This window comes from Streptomyces sp. SP18BB07, assembly GCF_036322545.1.
Lineage (GTDB): Bacteria > Actinomycetota > Actinomycetes > Streptomycetales > Streptomycetaceae > Streptomyces > Streptomyces deccanensis.
This window is the reverse complement of the sequence record NZ_JAQYWT010000363.1, coordinates 45,485-64,351: the sequence shown is the minus strand read 5'-3', so window position 1 is coordinate 64,351 and position 18,867 is coordinate 45,485. Positions and strand designations below refer to the sequence as shown.

At 71.3% G+C, this 18,867-nt stretch carries 14 protein-coding genes; 4 read left to right on the top strand and 10 right to left on the bottom strand.

All coding sequences use genetic code 11. The annotated features are described in order from the left end of the window. Positions 1-69: 69 nt before the first annotated feature. The 10 genes from PUR53_RS41485 to rsmH form a co-directional block, all read right to left on the bottom strand. Positions 70-867 carry a cell division protein FtsQ/DivIB gene (locus tag PUR53_RS41485; protein ID WP_329898989.1) on the bottom strand — a complete coding sequence of 266 codons (798 nt, stop codon included), beginning with the start codon at positions 865-867 and terminating at the stop codon, positions 70-72. Positions 868-892: 25 nt separating this feature from the next. Continuing rightward, the gene (gene murG / locus PUR53_RS41480; RefSeq protein ID WP_329898988.1) at positions 893-1,987 is read right to left on the bottom strand and encodes an undecaprenyldiphospho-muramoylpentapeptide beta-N-acetylglucosaminyltransferase; all 1,095 of its coding nucleotides are present in this window, start codon (positions 1,985-1,987) and stop codon (positions 893-895) included. A 6-nt stretch (positions 1,988-1,993) separates the two neighbouring features. Then, positions 1,994-3,343, bottom strand: a complete 1,350-nt coding sequence (gene ftsW / locus PUR53_RS41475) for a putative lipid II flippase FtsW (protein WP_329898987.1) — start codon at positions 3,341-3,343, stop codon at positions 1,994-1,996. A gap of 88 nt (positions 3,344-3,431) precedes the next feature. Next, on the bottom strand, positions 3,432-4,868 hold the full coding sequence (gene murD / locus PUR53_RS41470) for a UDP-N-acetylmuramoyl-L-alanine--D-glutamate ligase (RefSeq protein WP_329912033.1): 1,437 nt from the start codon (positions 4,866-4,868) through the stop codon (positions 3,432-3,434). After that, on the bottom strand, positions 4,850-5,923 hold the full coding sequence (gene mraY, locus PUR53_RS41465; RefSeq protein WP_329898985.1) for a phospho-N-acetylmuramoyl-pentapeptide-transferase: 1,074 nt from the start codon (positions 5,921-5,923) through the stop codon (positions 4,850-4,852). Before mraY ends, murD begins: the two co-directional genes overlap by 19 nt. Then, positions 5,920-7,335 carry a UDP-N-acetylmuramoyl-tripeptide--D-alanyl-D-alanine ligase gene (locus tag PUR53_RS41460; protein ID WP_329898984.1) on the bottom strand — a complete coding sequence of 472 codons (1,416 nt, stop codon included), beginning with the start codon at positions 7,333-7,335 and terminating at the stop codon, positions 5,920-5,922. The genes mraY and PUR53_RS41460 overlap by 4 nt, the downstream gene beginning before the upstream one ends. Positions 7,336-7,339: 4 nt before the next feature. Then, a complete protein-coding gene (locus tag PUR53_RS41455) occupies positions 7,340-9,013 on the bottom strand; it encodes a UDP-N-acetylmuramoyl-L-alanyl-D-glutamate--2,6-diaminopimelate ligase (RefSeq protein ID WP_329912032.1) in 1,674 nt (557 codons plus the stop codon). Positions 9,014-9,074: 61 nt separating this feature from the next. Then, the gene (locus PUR53_RS41450; RefSeq protein ID WP_329899318.1) at positions 9,075-10,856 is read right to left on the bottom strand and encodes a peptidoglycan D,D-transpeptidase FtsI family protein; all 1,782 of its coding nucleotides are present in this window, start codon (positions 10,854-10,856) and stop codon (positions 9,075-9,077) included. A 191-nt stretch (positions 10,857-11,047) separates the two neighbouring features. After that, a complete protein-coding gene (locus tag PUR53_RS41445) occupies positions 11,048-11,662 on the bottom strand; it encodes a hypothetical protein (protein ID WP_329898982.1) in 615 nt (204 codons plus the stop codon). A gap of 16 nt (positions 11,663-11,678) precedes the next feature. After that, positions 11,679-12,635, bottom strand: a complete 957-nt coding sequence (rsmH, locus tag PUR53_RS41440) for a 16S rRNA (cytosine(1402)-N(4))-methyltransferase RsmH (protein WP_329898981.1) — start codon at positions 12,633-12,635, stop codon at positions 11,679-11,681. Positions 12,636-12,991: 356 nt separating this feature from the next. Here rsmH and PUR53_RS41435 point away from each other — a divergent pair, with 356 nt between their 5' ends. The 4 genes from PUR53_RS41435 to PUR53_RS41420 all read left to right on the top strand — a co-directional run bounded on the left by PUR53_RS41435 (position 12,992) and on the right by PUR53_RS41420 (position 18,746). Further along, a complete protein-coding gene (locus tag PUR53_RS41435) occupies positions 12,992-13,537 on the top strand; it encodes a beta-class carbonic anhydrase (RefSeq protein WP_033528125.1) in 546 nt (181 codons plus the stop codon). Between the two features lie 285 nt (positions 13,538-13,822). After that, the gene (locus tag PUR53_RS41430) at positions 13,823-14,863 is read left to right on the top strand and encodes an AAA family ATPase (protein WP_239753483.1); all 1,041 of its coding nucleotides are present in this window, start codon (positions 13,823-13,825) and stop codon (positions 14,861-14,863) included. After that, the gene (locus PUR53_RS41425) at positions 14,860-16,218 is read left to right on the top strand and encodes a DUF58 domain-containing protein (protein WP_329912031.1); all 1,359 of its coding nucleotides are present in this window, start codon (positions 14,860-14,862) and stop codon (positions 16,216-16,218) included. The genes PUR53_RS41430 and PUR53_RS41425 overlap by 4 nt, the downstream gene beginning before the upstream one ends. Continuing rightward, positions 16,215-18,746, top strand: a complete 2,532-nt coding sequence (locus tag PUR53_RS41420) for a transglutaminase TgpA family protein (protein ID WP_329912030.1) — start codon at positions 16,215-16,217, stop codon at positions 18,744-18,746. Before PUR53_RS41425 ends, PUR53_RS41420 begins: the two co-directional genes overlap by 4 nt. The last annotated feature ends 121 nt before the right edge of the window (positions 18,747-18,867 follow it).

Here is an 18,867-nt window from a genome sequence, read left to right as displayed (position 1 = left end):
TTTTCTTTTCACCCTATGTGATCAGCCGTAGCGGTGCCCAACCAGGGTGCTGGCCTGCGCGTATGTGCGTCAACTCCCTGATGACGCGGGCGCGGTGGGGGCACTCACGTCGAAGTGCGCCGCGCCGGGGGCCGCTTTCAGCAGGGCGGTGAGCGCGCGGCCTTTCGCGCGCCCCCTCTCCGCACTCCCCCAAGCGACCGTACGGTCTCCGCTCAACTCCAGCGAGATGGCGTCGTAGGAGCGGACCTTGACGACCAGCGTCTCCTGCGCGATCGCGGCCGGAATCGCGTCGGCGACCCGCACCGCCTCGCGCACGAGCCGGTCCTCGCCGAATCGCCGCAGACTGGCGGCGGAGGAACCCGACCGAACCACCGTCAATTCCAGTACGGGAACGCCTTCCGGGGCGCGTGAAACCGTGGCAAAACGCACACCTTTCGCGTCCACTTCGACGTACTTGCCCGAATTTCCGGCCGCTTCGACAATCAGAACCGGAGTACGTTCGCTCACTTTCAGCCCGATTCCATCGGGCCATGAACGGGTGACCTCGACCGAGTCGATTCGGGGCAATTTCTCCAGCAGCCGTGACTCGATCGCGTCGAGGTCGACGGAAATCAGCGGATCGCCGAGCGGCACGGCGGCCGCCTCGCGCACCTGGGTCTCGGTCAGCACCCGGGTGCCCGACACCGAGACCCGCTCGGCCCGTAGCCACGAGGAGCCGTACAGGGCCCAGACGGCGACGCCCCCGACCAGGACCAGGGCGATCGCGGCGGCGATCAGCGCACGGGGGCCGGGGAGCCGCCGCCGGGGCGGCGGGCCGGAATCCAGATCCTCGTCTGCGCCGCGCTCGGCGGTGGTCGCTCCGGCCACGCTTCCAGCCCTCCGTCACCCGGTCCTAACGGCGATGCGACGCCGCGATCGCCTCGTACACCATCCCGACGAGCAGGTCGTCGGCGTCCCGACGGCCGAACTCGCTGGCGGCACGGGACATCTCGTACAGCCGGTGCGGGTCGGCGAGGACGGGCAGCACGTTCTGCTGGACCCACTGGGGCGTCAGCTCCGCGTCGTCGACCAGCAGTCCGCCACCGGCCTTGACCACCGGCTGGGCGTTCAGCCGCTGCTCGCCGTTGCCGATGGGCAGCGGGACGTAGGCGGCGGGGAGCCCGACGGCGGAGAGTTCGGCGACGGTCATCGCGCCCGCGCGGCAGAGCATCATGTCGGCCGCGGCGTACGCGAGGTCCATACGGTCCACGTACGGTACCGGGATGTACGGGGGCATTCCCGGCATCTGGTGCACCTGCGGCAGTTCGTTCTTCGGGCCGACCGCGTGCAGGATCTGGATCCCGGCCTGCTGGAGGTAGGGCGCGACCTGCTGGACGACCTCATTGAGGCGGCGCGCGCCCTGGGAGCCGCCGGAGACCAGCAGGGTCGGCAGATTGGGGTCGAGGCCGAACAGCGCGCGGGCCTCGGGGCGCACGGCGGCCCGGTCGAGGGTGGCGATGGAGCGGCGCAGCGGGATGCCGATGTAGCGGGCGTCGCGGAGCTTGCTGTCCGGGGTGGAGACCGCGACCTGGGCGGCGTACCGGGAGCCGATCTTGTTGGCGAGGCCGGGGCGGGCGTTGGCCTCGTGGACGATGATCGGCACCCCGAGGCGCTTGGCGGCGAGGTAGCCGGGCAGGGCGACGTAGCCGCCGAAGCCGACGACGGCGTCCGCCTTGGTGCGCTCCAGGATCTGCTCGGTCGCCTTGATCGTGCCGCGCAGCCGGCCGGGCACGGTGATCAGCTCGGGGGTCGGCTTGCGTGGCAGGGGCACGGCGGGGATCAGCGCGAGTTCGTAGCCGCGCTCGGGGACGAGGCGTGTCTCGAGGCCGCGCTCCGTGCCCAGGGCCGTGATGCCCACGGTCGGGTCCTGCCTGCGCAGGGCGTCCGCGAGGGCGAGCGCGGGCTCGATGTGACCGGCGGTTCCGCCACCGGCGAGTACGACATGCACCGAAATTCACCGCTCTCCGGACGAACGTGCCGAGACACGCCGTCGCATCGTGTTCCATCTCCCGGGCCCCGAAGGGCCGCCGCCACGCTTTCTACCAAAGCGGGGTTGCCGCATGGCAAGCGCCGCCCGCGCAGCGGGCTCGTCGCGCGCGAAGGCGATCAGCAACCCGATGGCGAACATGGTCGGCAGCAGGGCGGATCCCCCGTAGGAGAACAGCGGGAGCGGGACTCCGGCGATCGGCAACAGGCCGAGCACCGCACCGATGTTGATCACCGCTTGTGCGGTGATCCAGGTGGTCACGCCTCCCGCGGCATACCTGACGAAGGGGTCCTCCGTGCGTCCGGCCACGCGGATACCCGCATAGCCTAGAGCCGCGAAGAGGGCGAGCACCGACAGCGTCCCCGCGAGGCCCAGTTCCTCACCGGTGACGGCGAAGATGAAGTCGGTGTGCGCTTCCGGGAGTTGGCCCCATTTTTCCACACTGGCACCGAGCCCGGAGCCGAAGATTCCGCCCGAGGCCAGGGCGTAGATACCGTGCACGGCCTGCCAGCAGTCGGCGCCGTCCGTCCGGGGTTCGGTGGCTCCGATGCAGGCCAGGCGCGCCATACGGTTCTCGCTGGTCCTGATCAGGACGAACCCGATGAGTCCGGCGACGGACAACACGCCCACGAACATCCGCGTGGGCGCCCCGGCCAGCCACAGCAGGCCGAACAGGATCGCCGTGAGAATGATCGCGGTGCCCATGTCGCCGCCGAGCATGATCAGCCCGAGCAGCATGAACGCCACCGGAACGAGCGGCACCAGCATGTGCTTCCACTGCGTCAGCAGGCGCTTGTCCTCCTTGCGGGCCAGCAGGTCGGCGCCCCACAGGACGAGCGCCAGCTTGCCGAACTCGCTGGGCTGGATCTGGAAGGAGCCGCCGACGGCGATCCAGTTCTGGTTGCCGTTGATCGACTGCCCTATCCCGGGCACTTGAACCAGGGCCATCAGGAACACACAGCCGGCCAGGATCGGGTACGCCAGCGCGCGGTGCAGTTTGACCGGCATCCGCGAGGCCGCGAGCAGCAGCGCGGTGCCGATCGCGGCCGCGAGGAACTGTTTGCGGAAGAAGAAGGTGCCGGGCAGCGACTTCTGCAGGGCGGTGATCTGCGAGGCCGAGTAGACCATCACCAGGCCCAGCACGGTGATCAGCAGGCTGCCGCCGAGGATCAGGTAGTACGCGGTCAGCGGCCGGTCCCAGGCCTTGCGTGCCCGTGTGTGCAGCCTCCGCAGGGGGTTCTCGCGCGGCGGCCGGGAGACGGGGGGCCGCCGGGTGACGCGCTGGAGGGGCGCACGGCTCGTACGGCTACTCGGCATCGGGGGCGCCCTCGCCGCCGACCGACCAGTTCCGTGTCACGCGTCCCTCCCAGTGTCACCCGGCGCCGCCAGGCGAGGCCGGGCCGGGTCAGCCGTCCGTGGCGGCCAGTTCGCACACTGCCTCCGCGAACGCGTCCCCACGCCTGTTGTAGTTGACGAACATGTCCATCGACGCACAGGCCGGCGCCAGCAGCACCGTGTCGCCCGTCCGTGCCAGCGTCCGCGCCTCGCGGACGGCGGCGAGCATCGCCCCAGTGTCGGTCCGGCCGAGGTCGACGACCGGCACTTCCGGCGCGTGTCGCGCGAGCGCTTCCCGGATCAGCGCGCGGTCCGCGCCGATCAGCACGACCCCGCGCAGCCGCCCGGCGGCGCCGGCGACGAGTTCGTCGAAGGTGGCTCCCTTGGCGAGTCCGCCCGCGATCCACACGATCGACTCGTACGCGGCCAACGAGGCCTGCGCCGCATGGGTGTTGGTGGCCTTGGAGTCGTCGATGTACGCCACGCCGTCCACGTCGGCGACGTGCGCGATGCGGTGCGCGTCCGGGGTGAAGGCCCGCAGTCCGTCCCGTACGGCCGCGGCGGGGACGCCGTAGGCGCGGGCGAGGGCGGCTGCCGCGAGGGCGTTGGCGATGTTGTGGGGGGCCGGCGGGTTCACGTCCGCGACCTCGGCGAGTTCCTGGGCGTTCTTCTGCCGGTTCTCGACGAAGGCGCGGTCGACCAGGATGCCCTCCACCACGCCGAGTTGGGACGGGCCGGGCGTGCCGAGCGTGAATCCGACGGCCCGGCAGCCCTCCTCGACGTCGGCCTCCCGCACCAGGTCCTCGGTGGCCTTGTCGGCCACGTTGTAGACACAGGCGACCCGGTTGCCCTCGTAGACACGGCCCTTGTCCTTGGCGTACGCCTCCATGGAGCCGTGCCAGTCGAGGTGGTCGGGGGCGAGGTTGAGGACGGCGGCGGAGTGGGCGCGCAGGGAGGGCGCCCAGTGGAGCTGGTAGCTGGACAGCTCGACGGCGAGGACGTCGTAGGGCTCGTCGCCGAGGACCGCGTCCAGGAGCGAGACCCCGATGTTGCCGACGGCGGCCGTGCGCAGGCCCGCCGCCGTCAGGATGGAGGCGAGCATCTGAACGGTCGTGGTCTTGCCGTTGGTGCCCGTGACGGCCAGCCAGGGAGCGGCTTTCCTGCCGTCCAGGTCCCGCAGCCGCCAGGCGAGTTCGACGTCGCCCCAGATCTCCAGGCCGGCCGCACGGGCCGCCGTGAACAGCGGCTTGTCCGGCTTCCAGCCCGGGGCGGTGACGACGAGTTCGGTGCCCTCCGGCAGGGTCGCGCCGTCGCCGAGGCGCACGGTGATGCCGAGCGCCTCCAGGTCGGCGGCCTGCGCGCGGGCGCGTTCGTCGTCGCCGTCGTTGACGACCGTGACGACCGCGCCGAGGCCGTGCAGGACCTTGGCCGCCGGGATTCCTGAGACGCCCAGCCCGGCGACGGTGACGTGCTTGCCCTGCCAGTCGGTCACTTGTCCGCTGCCCATCCCGCGTAGAAGAGGCCCAGTCCGACGATCACACAGATGCCCTGGATGATCCAGAAGCGGACCACGACCAGAACCTCGGACCAGCCCTTGAGCTCGAAGTGGTGCTGGAGCGGGGCCATCCTGAAGACCCGCTTGCCGGTCAGCTTGAACGAGCCGACCTGGATGACGACCGACATGGTGATGAGGACGAACAGACCGCCGAGGAGCGCGAGCAGCAGCTCGGTGCGGGAGCAGATCGCGAGACCCGCGAGCGCGCCACCGAGGGCCAGCGAACCGGTGTCGCCCATGAAGATCTTGGCCGGCGAGGTGTTCCACCACAGGAAGCCGAGGCAGGCGCCCATCAACGCGGAGGCCACGATCGCCAGGTCGAGCGGATCTCGTACCTCGTAACAGGCGGACGGGTTGGTCAGGGTCTGCGTGTTGGCGCAGGACTCCTGGAACTGCCAGACGCCGATGAACGTGTACGCGCCGAAGACCAGCACGGAGGCGCCGGTGGCGAGGCCGTCCAGACCGTCGGTCAGGTTCACGCCGTTCGACATGGCGAGGATCATGAACAGGGCCCAGATGACGAACAGCACCGGGCCGATGGTCCAGCCGAAGTCCTGGACGAAGGAGATCTTGGTGGAGGCCGGCGTCTGGTCGCGGGCGTCCGGGAACTGCAGCGCGAGGACCGCGAAGGCGATACCGACGATCAGCTGGCCGGCCATCTTGGCCTTGGCCCGCAGACCCAGCGAACGACGCTTGACGATCTTGATGTAGTCGTCGAGGAAGCCGACGAGGCCCATGCCGCCCATCAGGCCGAGCACCAGCAGACCGGAGAAGGTCGGCGGCTGGCCCGTGATCACCTTGGCGAGGAAGTACGCGGCGATCGTCGCCAGGATGAAGGCGATACCACCCATGGTCGGCGTACCGCGCTTGCTGGCGTGCTCGCGCGGGCCGTCGTCGCGGATGTACTGGCCGTAGCCCTTGCGGGCCAGCAGCTTGATCAGCAGTGGGGTGCCGACCAGGGTCAGGAAGAGGCCAATGACTCCTGCGAACAGGATCTGCTTCATCATCGGGCGGCAACCTCACCCTCGTTGCCGCTGTCGAGCAGCGCCTGCGCCACGCTCTCGAGCCCGACCGACCGGGACGCCTTCACGAGTACGACGTCTCCCGGGCGCAACTGACTGCGCAACAGGTCGATCGCCGCCTGTGCGTCGGACACGTGCACCGACTCCTCACCCCACGAACCCTCGTTGTATGCGCCCAGTTGCAGCCAGGACGCTTCCCTGTCCCCGACCGCGACGAGCTTGCCGACATTGAGCCGGACGGCGAGCCGTCCGACCGCGTCGTGCTCGGCGAGCGATTCGTCCCCGAGCTCGGCCATCTTGCCGAGCACCGCCCAGGTCCGCCGCCCCTTGCCCATGGCTGCGAGCGCGCGCAGAGCGGCCCGCATGGACTCGGGGTTCGCGTTGTAGGCGTCGTTGACGACCGTCACGCCGTCCGGGCGCTCGGTGACCTCCATGCGCCAGCGGGAGAGGGAGCCCGCCTCGGAGAGCGCGGTGGCGATCTCGTCTGCGGACATGCCCAGCTCATGGGCGACGGCGGCCGCGGCGAGCGCGTTCGACACGTGGTGCTCACCGTACAGGCGCATGGTCACATCGCTTGCACCGGAGGGTGTGTGAAGCCTGAACACGGGCTGTCCGGCGTCGTTGAGCGTCACGTTCTCGGCGCGTACGTCCGCTTCGCCGGACTCGCCGAAGAGGAGGACCTTCGCCTTCGTGCGCGAGGCCATGGCCCGGACGAGCGGATCGTCGGCGTTGAGGATCGCGGCGCCGCCCTCGCTCGCCGGCGGAAGCGCCTCCACCAGTTCGCCCTTGGCCTGCGCGATCTGCTCGCGGCCGCCGAACTCGCCGATGTGGGCGGTGCCGACGTTCAGCACGAGGCCGACCTTCGGCGGGGTCAGGTCGGTGAGGTACTTGATGTGGCCGATGCCCCGGGCGCCCATCTCCAGGACCAGGAAACGGGTTTCCTCGGTGGCGCTGAGCGCGGTGAGGGGCAGTCCGATCTCGTTGTTGAGGGAGCCGGGCGTGAACACCGTCGGCGCCTTGCGCCGGAGCACCTGGGCGATCAGGTCCTTGGTGCTGGTCTTGCCGGCCGAGCCGGTGAGGGCCACGAGGGTCGTGCCGAGCTTGCGCACGACGTGCCGGGCGAGGGCGCCGAGCGCCGCCTGCACATCGGTCACGACGATCGCGGGCACGCCGACGGGACGGGACGCCAGCACCGCTGCCGCACCCGCCTCGACGACCGCGGCCGCGAAGTCGTGTCCGTCCACACGTTCGCCCGCGAAGGCGACGAAGAGACTGCCGGGCTCCACCTCGCGGGAGTCCCGGACGACCGGTCCGGTGACCAGCGCCGACGGATCCGGTATGTCGTGCGTCTGCCCGCCGACGACTTCTGCGATCTCGGCGAGAGAGAGGGCGATCACAAGTTCATCCCTGGGTCTGCTGGATAGCTTCGCGGAGCACCTGGCGGTCGTCGAAGGGACGGACCACGCCGGCGATGTCCTGGCCCTGCTCGTGGCCCTTGCCCGCGACCAGCACGGTGTCGCCCGGACGTGCGCGGGCCACCGCCGCGGCGATCGCCGCGGCCCGGTCCTCGAAGAGGAGGACCTCGCCGCGCTCGTGGGCCGGCACGGACGCCGCGCCTTCGAGCATGGTCGCGAGGATCGCGAGGGGGTCCTCGGAGCGGGGGTTGTCGGAGGTCAGTACGGCGGTGTCGGAGAGCCGGGCCATCGCGGCGCCCATCGGTCCGCGTTTGGTGGTGTCCCGGTCGCCGCCGCAGCCGAGCACGACGTGCAGGCTGCCCTCGGTGACCTTGCGCAGCGCCTTGAGGACCGACTCGACGGCGTCGGTCTTGTGGGCGTAGTCGACGACCGCGAGGTAGGGCTGCCCGGCGTCCACCCGCTCCAGCCGGCCGGGCACGCCCGGTACGGCGGCGATGCCGTCGGCGGCGGTCTGCGGGTCGATCCCGGCGACGGCCAGCGCGGCCACGGCCGCCAGGGTGTTGGCGACGTTGAAGGAGCCCGGCAGCGGTGACCTGGCGGCGATCCGCTCGCCCTTGGGTCCGACCACGGTGAACGTCGAGTCCATCGGCCCGACCCGGACGTCCTCGGCGCGCCAGTCGGCGTCGGGGTGTCCCTCGGCGGAGAAGGTGACGACCGGGACGCCGGCCTCGTCGACGAGCCGGCGGCCGTACTCGTCGTCGAGGTTGACGACGCCGATCCTGCTGCGCTCCGGGGTGAAGAGCTGTGCCTTGGCCTGGAAGTAGTCCTCCATGCCGGAGTGGAACTCCATGTGCTCCGGGCTGAGGTTGTTGAAGACCGCCACGTCGAAGACGCAGCCGTCGACCCGGCCGAGCACCAGGGCGTGGCTGGAGACCTCCATGACGACCGAGTCCACCCCGCGTTCGCGCATGACGGCGAAGAGGGCCTGGAGGTCGGTGGCCTCGGGGGTGGTCCGCTCGGACTTGATGCGCTCGTCGCCGATGCGCGTCTCGACGGTGCCGATGAGCCCGGTGGAGCGGACGGTCTTCAGGCCGCCCTCCACGAGGTATGCGGTGGTGGTCTTGCCCGAGGTGCCGGTGATGCCGATCTGGAGCAGGTCGGCGCCCGGCCGGCCGTAGAGGGTGGCCGCCAGCTCGCCCATCCGCGCGCGCGGATTCTCCACGACGAGGGCGGGGAGCCCGGCCGCGGCGGCGCGCTCGGCGCCGCCGGGATCGGTGAGGACGGCGACGGCACCGAGGCCGACCGCCTGGTCCACGAAGTCGGCTCCGTGCAGACGGGCACCGGGCAGGGCGGCGTACAGGTCGCCGGGGCGGACGGCGCGCGAGTCGTGGGTGATGCCCGTGACCTGGACGGCGTCCGCGCTCGTCGACTGCTCGGCACCCAGCTGACCGGCGAGTTCCGCGAGGGGTGTGGCGGAGACGTGGGCCGGCCTGGGCGGTCCCGGATATGTCACGGGAACGTCCTTCTGGGTGGTTTGGGACTGATCAGCGTGTGGCACGGCGGTGAGCGTACCGGGCGCACCCCCACGGGAGCGAAGCGAGGGTTGGTGCGAGCGGGGCTCGGGGGTGTGGTTCCCGGGGTCGGGAGTGATCATGGTCACGAGTGGGTTCCTGGCGGTTGCGCTGATCAGGGGGCGGATCAGGGTGGGGGCAGGAGGCGGGTCAGGGTGCGAAGGTGACGGGCAGGTTCGCGGGCTTGGCCCCGGTGGGCGGCACCTGGAGGGTCTTCAGTGCGAACTCCATGACCTCCTTGTAGATGGGTCCGCAGATCTGGCCGCCGAAGTAGTTGCCCTTGGTGGCGTTCTGGATCGCGCAGTAGACGGTGATCCGGGGCTTGTCGGCGGGCGCGAACCCGGCGAACGACGAGGTGTAGCCCCGGTATCTGCCGGTGGCCGGATCCACACGGTTGGCCGTACCCGTCTTGCCCGCGACCCGGTAGCCGGGGATGCGCGCCTTGGTGCCCGTGCCCTCCTCGTCGTCCACGACGGACTCCAGCATCCGGGCGAGGGTCTTCGCCGTCTTCTCGCTCACGACCCGGGTCTTGCCGGGCTTGGGGGCGGGGGCGAAGCGGCCGTCCGGTCCCTTGGTGCCCCGTACGAGCGTCGGTTCGACGCGTACGCCGCCGTTGGCGATCGTCGAGTAGACGGAGGCCGCCTGCATGGCGTTGATCGACATGCCCTGGCCGAAAGGGATCGTGTACTGCTGCGAGGTCGACCAGTCGCCGGGCGCGGCGAGGATGCCCCTGGTCTCGCCCGGGAAGCCGAGGCCGGTGTAGCTGCCGATGCCGAACTTGCGCAGGTAGGAGTGGAGGATCTTGTTGGACTCGGCCTGGTTGCGGCCGAGTTCGCCGGTGGCGAGGATCGTGCCGATGTTGCTGGACTTGGCGAGGACGCCGTTGAGCGTCAGGTACCAGGTCGGGTGGTCGATGTCGTCCTTGAAGAGCCGGTCGCCCCGGTGCAGCCGGTTGGGCACGGTGACGTGGGTCTCCGGGGTGGCGACGTTCTCCTCCAGCACGGCGGCCATCGAGATGACCTTGGCGGTGGAGCCGGGCTCGTAGGCGTCCTGGAGAGCCGCGTTGCCGAGCGCGTCCGGGTTCGCCTTCGTGAGGTCGTTGGGGTCGAAGCCGGGCGAGTTGGCCATGGCGAGGATCTCGCCGGTGCGGGTGTCCTGCACTATCACGTAACCGCGGTCCGCCTGGGACTTCTTCACCTGCTCGGTGATGGCGTTCTGCGCGGCCCACTGGATGTCGCGGTCGATGGTCAGCTCGACGTCGGAGCCGGCCACGGCGGGGGTCTCGGTGGAGCCCGCGGTGGGCACCAGCCGGCCGCCCGACTGGGCGTAGCGGATCTTGCCGTCCTTGCCCGCGAGGCGGTTGTTCCACTGCTGCTCGATGCCGCCGCCGCCCTTGCCCTCGGCGTTGACCCAGCCCAGTGTCCCGGCGGCGAGGTCGCCGTTGGGGTACACGCGCTTGCTGCTGGGCTCCTGGAAGACGCCGGCCAGGACGTTGACCGTGCCCTTCTCGTCCGCGGCCCGCTTGACGAGCGCGGTCTTCAGGTCGCTGATCTGGTTCCAGACCTGGGGGGTCTGACGGCGGGCGAGCAGCACATAGCGCGTGTTCTTCGTGCGGAGCTTCTCGGCGAGCGTCTCCTGGTCCGCGCCGAGGATCGGCGCGAGGAGCGCCGCCGCCTGCTCGGGGCCGTCGTCGATCCTCAGCTGCTCGCGCGTGAACATCGTCGGGTCGGCCGTGATGTCGTTGGCGTCGGTGCTGATCGCCAGGGCGACGCCGTTGCGGTCGGTGATCCCGCCGCGCTCGGCGGCCAGCACCCGGCCGACGTAACGGTTCTGGTCGGCCTTGGCCGCGTACTCGCTCGCGTCGACGGCCTGCACCTGGAGCAGCCGTACGACGAAGGCGATCATCACCAGGGTCAGCGCGAGGCTCACCATGCGCAGCCGGGGGCGGGGGCTGCCCAGGCGGATGGTGCGCCCCGGCGGCTGCCAGGGCCTGGACGGGCGGCGCTGTGCTGCGGGACGGGCGCCGGGGCCCGGTCGGCGCTGCCGGCCGCCCGGTCCTACGGGCCGGGCTGGTCCGGGTACGCGGCGGCGCGGGGGCTGCCTGCCTGAGTCGGCCACTTCCGTCACCTGCCGGGGGTCGTCGGGAGCTGGGTGGGCTGTACGGGCGGGGTGGTGGGGGTCGGCGTGGGAGGACCCGAGGGCTCCGGGGTCCGCGCGTGCGACAGCGGCTCAGGGTCGGTCGACATCGGCGTCGATGTCGGCGTCGGCGTCGGGGAGTCGGCGGGCGTGGGGCTCCCGGTGGGCGTCGGGCTCACGGGCGGGCCGGGGTCGAGGATCTCGGGCGCGAGGACGAGCGGCATCCGGGCCACGGACTGCTGGGCGGCGCTCGGGACGCCCTTGACCGTGCCGTCGGGGTTCAGGAAGGCCGGGTCGCCGCCGGGGACCATGCCCAGCTCACGGGCGCGGCGCTGAAGGGCGTCGGGCGCCGAGTAGGCGTCCACGTCGCGCTGGAGCGCCTGTTCCTCGTCGGTGTAGCTCTTCACGTCGTCCTGGAGGTCGTCGAGCTTGAACGACCCTTCGCTGAGCGCGGAGTTCAGCACGAGGAGGCCGATGAGGCCGCCGCCCAGCAGCAGGACGACCAGGAGGACGAACGGGGTACGGGCGGCCCCCTTGGGCCTCGTGGGCAGCAGCCGCGCGAGACGGGCGGCCCGGCCCCTCAGTTCGGGTTTCCTGCTCACGCGTCCCACGCACTCCTCATTCGACGTCCTCCCGCACGCGTTCCGCCCCGCGCAGACGTGCGGGGGCGGCGCGCCGGTTCTCGGCGACCTCTTCCTCGGTGGGAAGTTCGGCACCACGGGTGAGGAGCTTGAGCCTCGGCTGATAGCGCTCGGGGACGACGGGCAGTCCGGGCGGGGCGGTGGTGGCGGCTCCGGCCGCGAACACCTGCTTCACCAGCCGGTCCTCGAGCGAGTGGTACGACAGCACGGCGATCCGGCCGCCGACCGCGAGGGCCTTCACGGCGGCGGGGATCGCCCGCTCCAGGACGGTGAGTTCGCCGTTGACCTCGATGCGCAGGGCCTGGAAGGTGCGCTTGGCGGGGTTGCCGCCGGTGCGCTTGGCGGCCTGCGGCAGGGAGTCGCGGATCAGTTCGACGAGGCGGGCGCTGTTGCCGAACGGCTCCTTGGCGCGCTCGCGCACGATCGCGGAGACGATCCGCTTGGCCTGCTTCTCCTCGCCGTACGCCCTGAGGATGCGGACGAGTTCGCCGGGGGCGTAGGTGTTGAGGACCTCGGCGGCGCTGATGCCGGTCGTCTGGTCCATCCGCATGTCGAGGGGGGCGTCCTGGGCGTACGCGAAGCCCCGGTCCGCCTCGTCGAGTTGCATGGAGGAGACGCCGAGGTCGAACAGGACGCCCTGGACGCGCGGGAGGCCCAGGCGGTCGAGCACGTCGGGGAGTTCGTCGTAGACGGCGTGCACGAGGGTGGCGCGCTCGCCGAAGGGGGCGAGGCGTTCGCCGGAGAGGCGCAGGGCCTCCTTGTCCCGGTCGAGGGCGACGAGCCGTGCCTCGGGGAACCGGGTGAGGAGCGCTTCGCTGTGGCCGCCGAGGCCGAGTGTGCAGTCGACCACCACCGCGCCGGGCTCCGTGAGGGCCGGGGCCAGCATGTCCAGACACCGCTGGAGCATGACGGGGACGTGGCGGCTGTTGCTCAAGGGGCCCTCTCAGGTCCGGCGCGAGCCGCACGTACGCGCCGCGCACGCGGGGAGACGCCGGGCTCTCGCCGGTTCTCCTTGGGTTTCGGTCCAGCGGGGTGCTCGGGGGCTGTCGTCACGTTCCCGTTCTGCCCCGGCCTCCCGCTCGGCGTCACTTTAGTCCACGGCCCTGCGCGGTCAATCAACCGGCCTGCGCGTGGCGGCGCTCCCCCCGGCGAAGCCATGAATCCGGAGAAATCACCTGTACGGCCGTGATCCCGCCACTCCTGTGGGTTACCTCACAACAAGGCTCAATGACGTTCTTTGTCCTCTCTCACAGAGCGCCCTCAGCGGCCGTGACCAGTACCGTCTTGTCCATGACGACCTCCGCAGCAGTTCCCACCGGCCCCGAAGGCGCCATATCCGACGGCACCGTCACCGACCGCCTCGTCGAGGCGAACCAGCGCTATGCCGCCGCGTTCTCCGACCCCGGGATGGACGCCCGCCCCGTCCTGCGTGTCGCGGTCGTGGCCTGCATGGACGCCCGCCTCGACCTGCACGACGCGCTCGGCCTGGAGCTGGGCGACTGTCACACCATCCGCAACGCGGGCGGCGTGGTCACCGACGACGTGATCCGCTCCCTCACCATCAGCCAGCGCAAGCTCGGCACCCGCAGCATCGTCCTCATCCACCACACCGGCTGCGGTCTGGAGTCCCTCACCGAGGACTTCCGCACCGAGCTGGAGGCCGAGGTCGGCCAGCGCCCGGCCTGGGCGGTGGAGTCCTTCCGGGATGTGGACCAGGACGTACGGCAGTCCATGCAGCGGATCCGCACCAACCCGTTCCTGCTGCACTCCGACGACGTACGCGGGTTCGTCTTCGATGTGAAGACCGGTCTGCTCCGGGAGATCGACGCGGCCTGATTTCCGTCGAACCTCGCGGCCGGAACCGCCCTCCTACCGCCCGAAGGCGGTTCCGCGCAGCCCTGGTTTCCTGTCAATCTGCTGGCATCTCACCCCGCAAAACACCGCAAACCTGGCATATCGCGGACAGTTGTCCACAGGCGAGTGACACGGATTGGTAACGGCGGCAAGAATGCGGGTGTGGCATCACGCTGAGCAGTTCACGCGTGGTGTCCGTGTTTCGGGGTGGGCCGGTCCGCATCGCAGAGCGACGGCCCGGAGAAAGAACGGGCCGAGGAGGGCCGGGTGACGACCTATGACGATCGAGCGAGCCTCACTGATCTGACCAGCACTGTGGAGCGAGTCCGCAGTTCGGTCGAAGGAGTGATCGAGGGCAAGCCTGAGGTCGTACGGCTTTCGCTGACAGTGCTGCTCGCCGAGGGACATCTTCTGATCGAAGACGTACCCGGCGTCGGCAAGACCATGCTGGCCAAGGCACTGGCGCGGTCCATCGACTGCTCGGTGCGGCGTATCCAGTTCACGCCGGACCTGCTGCCGTCGGACATCACGGGTGTGTCCATCTGGGACCAGCAGCGCAAGGAGTTCGAGTTCAAACCGGGCGCGATCTTCTCGCAGATCGTGATCGGCGACGAGATCAACCGTGCCTCGCCGAAGACGCAGTCCGCGCTCCTGGAGTCCCTGGAGGAGCGCCAGGTCACGATCGACGGCACGACGTACGAGCTGCCGAGCCCCTTCATGGTGGTGGCCACGCAGAACCCGGTGGAGATGGAGGGCACCTACCCGCTGCCGGAGGCCCAGCGCGACCGCTTCATGGCGCGCGTCTCCGTCGGCTACCCCAGCCCGGAGGCCGAGCTGCAGATGCTCGACGTCCACGGCGGGGTCTCGCCGCTGGAGGACATGCAGCCGGTGGCACACGCGCACGAGATCGTGAAGCTGATCGAGGCCGTCCGTAATGTGCACGTCGCGGAAACGGTCCGGCGGTACGCGGTGGACCTGGTCGGCGCCACCCGCACCCATCCGGACCTCAGACTCGGCGCCTCGCCGCGCGCCACGCTGCACCTGCTGCGCGCCGCGAGGGCGACCGCCGCCCTGAACGGCCGGGAGTACGCCCTGCCGGACGACATCCAGTCGCTGGCCGTGTCCATCCTCGCCCACCGGCTGCTGCCCACCGCCCAGGCCCAGCTCAACCGGCGTACGCCGGAGCAGGTGGTCCAGGAGATCCTCCAGCGCACACCGGTGCCACAGGCCCCCCAGGCGCAGAGCGGGTACGGCTCGGTCCACACCGCGCCCGCGTACCCGCAGCAGCCGCCGCGGAGGCTTGGATGACCACCGCGGGGCCGGCGTCCGCCCCGGAACAGGACAAGGGCGGGCTGCGCACGGCCCTCGGCGGCCTCACCACGCGCGGGCGCTCCTTCCTGGCCGCCGGCGTGGCCGCCGCCGTCTGCGCGTACGTCCTCGGGCAGAGCGACCTGCTCCGGGTCGGCCTGCTGCTCGCCGTGCTGCCGCTGGTCTGCGCGACCGTGCTGTACCGCACCCGCTACCGGGTCGCGGGCAGCCGCCGCCTCTCCCCCGCGCGCGTGCCCGCCGGCAGCGAGGCCCGCGTCCATCTGCGGATGGACAACGTCTCGCGGCTGCCCACCGGGCTGCTGATGCTCCAGGACCGGGTGCCCTACGTGCTCGGTCCGCGCCCCCGTTTCGTGCTGGACCGGGTGGAGGCGGGCGGCCGCCGCGAGGTGTCGTACCGCGTCCGCTCGGATCTGCGCGGCCGCTACCCGCTGGGCCCGCTCCAGCTGCGCCTGACCGACCCGTTCGGCATGTGCGAGCTGACCCGGTCCTTCTCGACGTACGACACGCTGACCGTCGTCCCTCGGGTGGAGGCGCTGCCGCCGGTGCGGCTGAACGGCGAGGCCAAGGGATACGGCGACGGGCGTCAGCGCTCGCTGGCGTTGGCCGGCGAGGACGACGTGATCCCGCGCGGCTACCGGCACGGCGACGATCTGCGCCGGGTGCACTGGCGTTCGACCGCGCGCTACGGCGAGCTGATGGTGCGCCGCGAGGAACAGCCGCAGCGTGCCCGCTGCACGGTGCTGCTGGACACCCGGGCCGAGGCGTTCCTCGGCGCGGGCCCCGACTCCGCCTTCGAGTGGGCCGTCTCCGGCGCCGCCTCCATGCTGGTCCACATGCTCGAACGGGGCTTCTCCGTCAGGCTGTTGACGGACACCGGCAGCTCGGTGCCCGGCGAGGGCGCCGACGGGTTCGCGGGCGCCAGCCAGGAGTCCGCCGACGCGGCCGGACTGATGATGGACATGCTCGCGGTGATCGACCACTCCGACGGCACGAGTCTGTCGCCCGCGTACGACGTGCTGCGCGGCGGCAACGAGGGGCTGCTGATCGCCTTCCTCGGCGACCTCGACGAGGAGCAGGCGACGGTGATCGGCAAGATGCGTCAGCGCGGCGGTGGGGCGGTCGCCTTCCTGCTGGACAGCGAGACGTGGACGACCGAGCCGGGTGAGGTGCCCGGTGCCGGGGGCGCGAGCGAGGAGTCGCTGCGGCTGCTGCACGAGGCGGGCTGGACGGCACTGACCGTGCCGCGCGGCGCCTCGCTGACGGACCTGTGGCGGCAGGCGGACCAACAGCGCACCGGAGCGCTGTCCGGGAGCGGTACGGAGGGACGGTCATGAGCGGGCGGGCGAGGCTGGCACTGTGTGCCTGGGCCGCCACGATCATGGCGGCGTGCGCACTGCTGCCGCTGGTCGACCCGGCGACGTGGATCTTCCAGGCGGCGCTCATGCTGGGCGTGCAGACCGGTGTGGGAGCGCTCACCCGGCGCGTCCCGCTGGCCAGGCCGCTGACCGTGGCCGCGCAGGCCCTGGTCACGCTGATGATGCTGACGCTGGTCTTCGCCCGGGAGCGGGCGGTGGCCGGGATCGTCCCCGGTCCGGAGGCGTTCCAGCACTTCGCGACGCTGCTGCAGACCGGTGCGGAGGACGTCGGCAGGTACGCCATCCCGGCGCCGCTGACCGACGGCATCCGGCTGATGATCATCGGCGGTGTGCTGGTGATAGGCCTGCTGGTGGACGCGCTCGCGGTGACGTTCCGCAGCGCCGCCCCGGCCGGTCTGCCGCTGCTCGCGCTGTACTCGGTCGCCGCCGGACTCTCCGACGGCGCCGCGTGGCTGTGGTTCGTGCTGGCCTCGGCCGGCTATCTGCTGCTGCTCCTGACCGAGAGCCGCGACCGGCTCTCGCAGTGGGGCCGGGTCTTCGGAGGTGCGCCGCAGGGTCCGCGCGCGGAGTCCCCGAGCGGTGCCGTGGCACCCGTGCGCACCGGGCGGCGCATCGGCGCGGTCGCGCTGGGCATCGCCCTGGTGGTGCCGCTCGGGCTGCCCTCCCTCGACGGCGGGCTGCTGGACGGCACGGGCGCCGGCCTCGGCGGGGGTTCCGGTGGCGGCGGCACGATCGCCGCGGTGAACCCGGTGGTGCAGCTGCGCGGCAGCCTGAACGTGGACGAGGACCGCCAGGTCCTGTCCTACCGCACCAACACCGACGACGTGCAGGAGATGTATCTGCGGATCGTCTCCCTGGACAACTTCAACGGCACCTCCTGGACCCCGACCGAGCGTTCCATCACGGGGGTCCCGGACGACTTCGGCACCCCCACCGGTCTCGCCTCCGACGTCAAGCGGACGTCGATCGAGACCCGGATCGCCGCGTCGGAGGACTACGAGCAGAACTGGCTGCCGATGCCGTACCCGGTGACCAGTGTGGACATCGACGGCGACTGGCGGTACGAGCCCGTGGGCCGCACCCTCGTCGGTGACCACGGCCAGGACACCAAGGGCGCCCAGTACAAGGTCGAGAGCCTGATCGTGCAGCCGACGGCGGAGCAGCTGGCCTCGGCGCCGGAGCCGCCCCCGTCGCTGCGGCGGGAGTACACCAAGGTGCCGGCCTCGCTGCCGCCGGTGGTGGCACGGACGGCGCTGGAGGTCACCGAGGGCGCGAAGAACGACTACGAGCGGGCGGTGAAGCTCCAGGACTGGTTCGCCTTCAGCGGCCAGTTCACCTACGACACGGAGGTGCGGTCGGGCACGGGCGCGCGGGCGATAGCCCGGTTCCTGGAGGACAAGGAGGGCTTCTGCGTCCACTTCTCCTTCGCGATGGCGTCCATGGCCCGCACGCTGGGCATACCCGCCCGGGTGGCGGTGGGCTTCACCCCCGGCACCCCGCAGACGAACGGCACGATGTCGGTGGGCCTGCGCGACGCGCACGCCTGGCCGGAGCTGTACTTCGAGGGCGTGGGCTGGACCCGCTTCGAGCCCACGCCCAACCGGGGCTCGACTCCCGAGTACACGGTGCCGGAGGACACCGGCACCGGCGGTCTTCCCGAGGTACCTCGTCCCTCGTCGTCGGCGTCGACGGCACCGTCGGCCGAGCCGACGGCGAGCGAGAGCTGCACGCCGCAGGAGGCGAAGCTCGAAGCCTGCGGGACCGAGTCGGCGGCGGCCGTGCCGGGTTCGGACGACGAGGAGCGCTCGTTCCTGGAGCTGGTGTTCTTCTCCCCCTGGACCCTGTTGATCGTCCCGGGCGCGCTGTTGGTCCTGGCGATCCCGCTGCTGCCGATGCTGTGGCGGCTGCGGGTCCGGTCCGTGCGGCTGGGCGCGCATCAGGGCGCGGTGCCGAAGGGGCCCTCGGAGCCCGTCGTCGCGCGGGAGGTGGCCCATGAGGACAGCGCGGCACCTGGCTTCTTCGACCCGCCGACCAGGGCCACCTCGTACGGGCGTACGAAGGCCGCGGCGGCACATGCGCTGGCCGCCTGGCAGGAGGTGGCCGACACGGCGTGGGACTACGGGATCGCGCCGGACGAGTCACAGACGCCCCGCAAGGCAGCCGCGCGGATCGTGCGGCTCGGGGAGCTGGAACCGGCGGCCGCCGACGCGGTGCACCGGGTGGCGGCGGCGGTGGAGCAGGTCCTCTTCGCTCCGCGTCCGCAGATCCCGGCGGGGCTCGCCCGGGACGCGCACGAGGTCGCGGTCGGCCTCAGGGCCCACGCCGGTCGCCGCACCAAGCTGCGGGCGCTGCTGCTGCCGCGTTCGACCGTCCGGGTGGTGTGGGTCCTCGCCGGGCGCTGGGCGGACACCAGGGACGAGCTGCTGTCCCGCCTCCCCACGCCCCGTCTGCCCTGGCGACGCCCCACACCGAGCCAGCACGGCTAGCGCGGACACGTCACGGTCCTGTCCCCGCCGGGTTCGCCCGACGGGGACAGGACCGTTCGTCTGTCAGGAGCCCCTTTCGCCTGTTGGGAGCCCCGTCTGCGGCAGCACGGCGACGGCTGCT

Coding starts and splice junctions, on each gene's coding strand:
- ftsW (WP_329898987.1), bottom strand. CDS start 3,343: ATGCCGAGTAGCCGTACGAGCCGTGCGCCCCTCCAGCGCGTCACCCGG.
- murD (WP_329912033.1), bottom strand. CDS start 4,868: ATGGGCAGCGGACAAGTGACCGACTGGCAGGGCAAGCACGTCACCGTC.
- mraY (WP_329898985.1), bottom strand. CDS start 5,923: ATGATGAAGCAGATCCTGTTCGCAGGAGTCATTGGCCTCTTCCTGACC.
- PUR53_RS41450 (WP_329899318.1), bottom strand. CDS start 10,856: ATGGTGAGCCTCGCGCTGACCCTGGTGATGATCGCCTTCGTCGTACGG.
- PUR53_RS41435 (WP_033528125.1), top strand. CDS start 12,992: ATGACGACCTCCGCAGCAGTTCCCACCGGCCCCGAAGGCGCCATATCC.
- PUR53_RS41425 (WP_329912031.1), top strand. CDS start 14,860: ATGACCACCGCGGGGCCGGCGTCCGCCCCGGAACAGGACAAGGGCGGG.
- PUR53_RS41420 (WP_329912030.1), top strand. CDS start 16,215: ATGAGCGGGCGGGCGAGGCTGGCACTGTGTGCCTGGGCCGCCACGATC.